The following is a 3,854-nucleotide window of genomic DNA, read 5'->3' as shown; positions in this document are numbered from 1 at the left end:
TCCCGGTGCACGATGCCCGCCTGGTGCGCGGCGGTCAGGGCCGAGGCCACCAGCCCGCCGATGCGCGCCACCTCGCCGGGCGGCAGCGGCCCGCGCTCGTCCAGCAGGGCGCCGAGGCTGTGCGAGGGCAGGTACTCCATGACCAGGCACGGGGTGCCGTCGTGCTCCACGACGTCGTGCACGGTGATCGCGTTGGGGTGCCGCAGCCGGGTCGCGATGCGGCCCTCGCGGGCGATCCACGCGCTGGAGTCGGCCGACCGCACCGACTCCTCCAGGAGCTTGACGGCTATGACGCGGTCCTGCTCCTCGTCCCGCCCCCGCCAGACGACCCCCATCGCCCCTTGCCCGACCAGCGACTCCAGCCGGTAGCGACCGGCGATCAGCTCTCCCGCGTGTGGCACGGGCCGACGGTACCGAGTCACCGGGCGTAGGGGCCACCCGACTGGGTGATAGCAGAACGGGCCGCCGGGGTGCCGGAGACGTCTCCGGACAGACCGGAAAGCGCTTTCCAAACCCCAGCGCGAAAACCCCCGACCGGGAGGCCGAGTCCCGACCGGGGGCCGCCGCGCACCCGCTCAGCCGTCGAACGCCACCCGCTCGTCCAGCAGCGAGCTGACGTCCCCGGACACCTCCTCCGGGTCCTTCCCCCGCCGGAACACGATCGCAGGCCCGCCCCCGCGCACCGCGACCGACGTCCCGCCGACCACGCACGACCGCGCGCGCCCGTCCCCGGACACCCGCAGGTGCGTGCCCTCCCGCAGCCCGAGCACCGGGACGTCGTTCTCCTCCAGGAACTCCAGCAGCCTGGTCTCCCGCGTCTCGCCCATGTGCGTGCTGGTCGGGTCCGCGTCGATGAAGTGCGGGTTGATCTGGAACGGCACCAGCCCCAGCGCCGCGAACGACCCCGGCTCCACGATCGGCATGTCGTTGGTCGTCCGGATGGTCGGCGCGGTGATGTTGGTGCCCGCGCTGGCGCCCACGTACCGGGTCGTCCCGGCGCGCACCGCCTCGCGGATCGCCACGTCCAACCCCTGCCCCTGCAGGGAGCGCAGCAACCGGAACGTGTTGCCGCCGCCGACGACGACCGCGCCCGCCGCCGCCACCGCCGCCACCGGGTCGGCCTCGCGGTGCAGCCCCCGCAGGGCCACCCCCGCGGGGGCGAACGCGTCGGCGACCTTCGCGGTGTACGCGTCGTGGTCGGCGAGCGCGTAGGGCACGAAGAGCGCGTCCTCGACACCGGCGAGGAAGTCGCGGATCTCGGGCAGCGCGTGGGCGTAGGGACGCCCGCCGTGATTGGTCGAGTTCGAGAAGAGCAGCAGGTCCACGCGCCGAAGTTTACGGATTAGCAACCGGGGGGGCTGGATTGCGGCCGATGGAGCATTTACGGTTCATCCCGATGACAGGAAAGCCTTCCCGATTATCGGGAAGCCCACCGTCCGGAGGGACCCCCTGTGGCTGACGAGCTGCTCACCGTCCAGCGTGCGCTCGACGTGCTCTCGCTGTTCTCGGCGACCGAGGCCACGTGGGGCGTCAGCGACGCCGCGCGCCGCCTCGGTCTGGGCACCTCCCAGGTCCACCGGATCATGGCCACCCTCGCCGGGCGGGGCTTCCTCGTCGCCGACAAGCGCACCCGGATGTACCGGCTGGGGCCCGCGCTGATCGGCCTCGGCCACCTGGCCGCCGAGTCCGACGCCAACCGGCAGATCGCGCTGCCGGTGCTCAACCGGCTGGCCGCCCTCGTGGGCAGGTCCGCCGTGTTCAACGTGCGCCAGGGCTCCCGCTACGTGCTCGCCGCCGCCGCCGACGCGCCCGGCGACCTGCGCTGGGAGCTCACCCTGGGGCGCAGCTACCCCTGGTACGGGGGCGCGGCCGGGCACGCGATCTTCGCGTTCCGGCCCCAGGAGGAGATCGACGCGCTGATCGCCTCCGGCTTCGACGAGTCGACCGAGACCGGCCCGCACGACGCCACCACCCTCCACAGCCTGCACACCGCCGTGCGGGAGCGGGGCTTCGCCACCTCCACCGGTGAGGTGAACCCGCACGTGACCTCGGTCGCCGCTCCCGTCATATCCGGGAGCGAGATCACGGGCTGCATCGCGGTCCTCGGCGTGACCCACCAGGTCGCCGCCACCCCTGAACTCGTCGGCCACCTGCTCGCGGCCGCAGCCGAACTGTCCGAAGCCCTCAGCCGGACAGCGTGAGAGGAGACCTCAGTGTCCCTTGACTCCTCGAAGGACCCCGCGACACCGACCACCGGTGACGCCCCCGAGAAGCACCCCAGGGCTTTCGAGCCCATCACGTTCGTGATCATCGCCCTGCTCAGCGTGCTCGGCGCGATCATCGGCCTGCACATGATCACCACCCTGGGCGTCTCGCCCAACACCTCGGTGATCGGCGCACTGGTCGCCATGGTCGTGGGCCGCTTCGCCTTCCTCGGCCTGGCCAGGATGCGCAGCGTCCACCGCCAGAACCTCGCCCAGTCCGCGATCTCCGGCTCCACCTTCGCCGCCGCGAACTCGCTGCTGATCCCGATGGCGATCCCGTTCGTCTTCGGCAAGCCCGAGCTGGTCTGGCCGGTCTTCATCGGCGCGGGCCTGGGCCTGGCGATCGACGTGTGGATCCTCTACCGGGGCTTCGGCTCCTCGTTCCTGCCCGCGCACGCCGCGTGGCCGCCCGGCGTGGCCGCCGCCGAGACCATCAAGGCAGGCGACTCCGGCGGCCGTCAGGCCAAGATCCTCGCCGTGTCCGGCGTCCTCGGCTTCGGCGCCAGCTTCGCCGGCCTGCCGATGTCCGCCGCGGGCGTCGCGCTGATCGGCAACGTCTGGGCGCTCGGCATGTTCGGCGTCGGCCTCCTGGCCGCGCAGTACGCCCCGGTCCTGTTCAACGTCAAGCTCGCCGCGCTCTACGTGCCGCACGGCGTGATGATCGGCGCCGGTCTGGTCGCCCTCGTCCAGGCCGCCCTGCTGCTCCTCGGCCGCCGCTCCAAGAAGTCCGGGGCCCAGGACCCCCGCAGGGAGGGCGCCGAGGAGAAGAAGGCCGCCGCCGCGAAGGCCGACGGCTCCGACGCGGACCTCGAAGACGATCCGTCCATGGTGGACACCGTCACCATCGGCAAGCTCCGCCGCGCCTTCTCCACCGGTTACCTGCTGTACGTCGGTGGCGCCGCGATCCTGGCCGTCCTCGCCGGGGTGCACTCCGAGCTGTCCGTCCCGGCCCTGATCGGCTGGGTCCTGTTCGCCGCGTTCGCCGCGATCGTGCACGAGATCATCGTCGGCCTGGCCGCCATGCACGCGGGCTGGTTCCCCGCCTTCGCCGTCACCCTGATCTTCCTGATCGTCGGCCTGTTCCTCGGCTTCCCCCAGGTGCCCCTCATGGTCCTGGTGGCCTACTGCGCCGCCACCGGCCCCGCGTTCGCCGACATGGGCTACGACCTCAAGGCGGGCTGGCTCCTGCGCCGCGCGCACCGCCCGTACAGCGCCTTCGAGCTGGAGGGCCGCCGCCAGCAGCTCCTCGCCAGCGTCATCGGCTTCGCCGTCGCGGTCGGCGCGGTGGCCCTGCTCTGGCAGAGCTACTTCACCAACGGCGACGTCCCACCCGTGTCGAAGGTCTACGCCGACACCATCAAGGCCGGCCTCGGCGACCCCGAGGTCCTGCGCAACCTGCTGATCTGGGCCGTCCCCGGCGCGATCATCCAGCTCATCGGCGGCCCCAAGCGCCAGATCGGCGTCCTGCTCGCCACCGGCCTCCTGGTCGCCACCCCGAACGCGGGCTGGCTCGTCCTCGCCGCGCTCGCCCTGCGCGTCCTGTGGGTCCGCAAGCGCGGCCCCGAGGGCGAGAACGACGCCGCCCTGGTC

At 72.5% G+C, this 3,854-nt stretch carries 4 protein-coding genes; 2 read left to right on the top strand and 2 right to left on the bottom strand.

Annotated elements, in window-relative coordinates; all coding sequences use genetic code 11:
• Both ACTUAL_RS16260 and pepE read right to left on the bottom strand, forming a co-directional pair.
• Positions 1-401: serine/threonine-protein kinase (locus ACTUAL_RS16260; protein WP_440900857.1), on the bottom strand; the 401-nt coding region annotated here is incomplete at its 3' end.
• Positions 402-575: 174 nt separating this feature from the next.
• Positions 576-1,325, bottom strand: a complete 750-nt coding sequence (gene pepE / locus ACTUAL_RS16255; RefSeq protein WP_440900856.1) for a dipeptidase PepE — start codon at positions 1,323-1,325, stop codon at positions 576-578.
• A gap of 126 nt (positions 1,326-1,451) precedes the next feature.
• On the opposite strand from pepE, the gene ACTUAL_RS16250 reads away from it, so the two are divergent.
• On the top strand, positions 1,452-2,201 hold the full coding sequence (locus ACTUAL_RS16250; protein WP_440900855.1) for an IclR family transcriptional regulator: 750 nt from the start codon (positions 1,452-1,454) through the stop codon (positions 2,199-2,201).
• 12 nt (positions 2,202-2,213) lie between these two features.
• Positions 2,214-3,854: OPT family oligopeptide transporter (locus ACTUAL_RS16245; protein WP_440900854.1), on the top strand; the 1,641-nt coding region annotated here is incomplete at its 3' end.

The sequence above is a fragment of the Actinosynnema sp. genome (assembly GCF_052038725.1).
The sequence above is the reverse complement of the archived record's forward strand: the minus strand, read 5'-3'. Positions and strand labels throughout refer to the sequence as shown.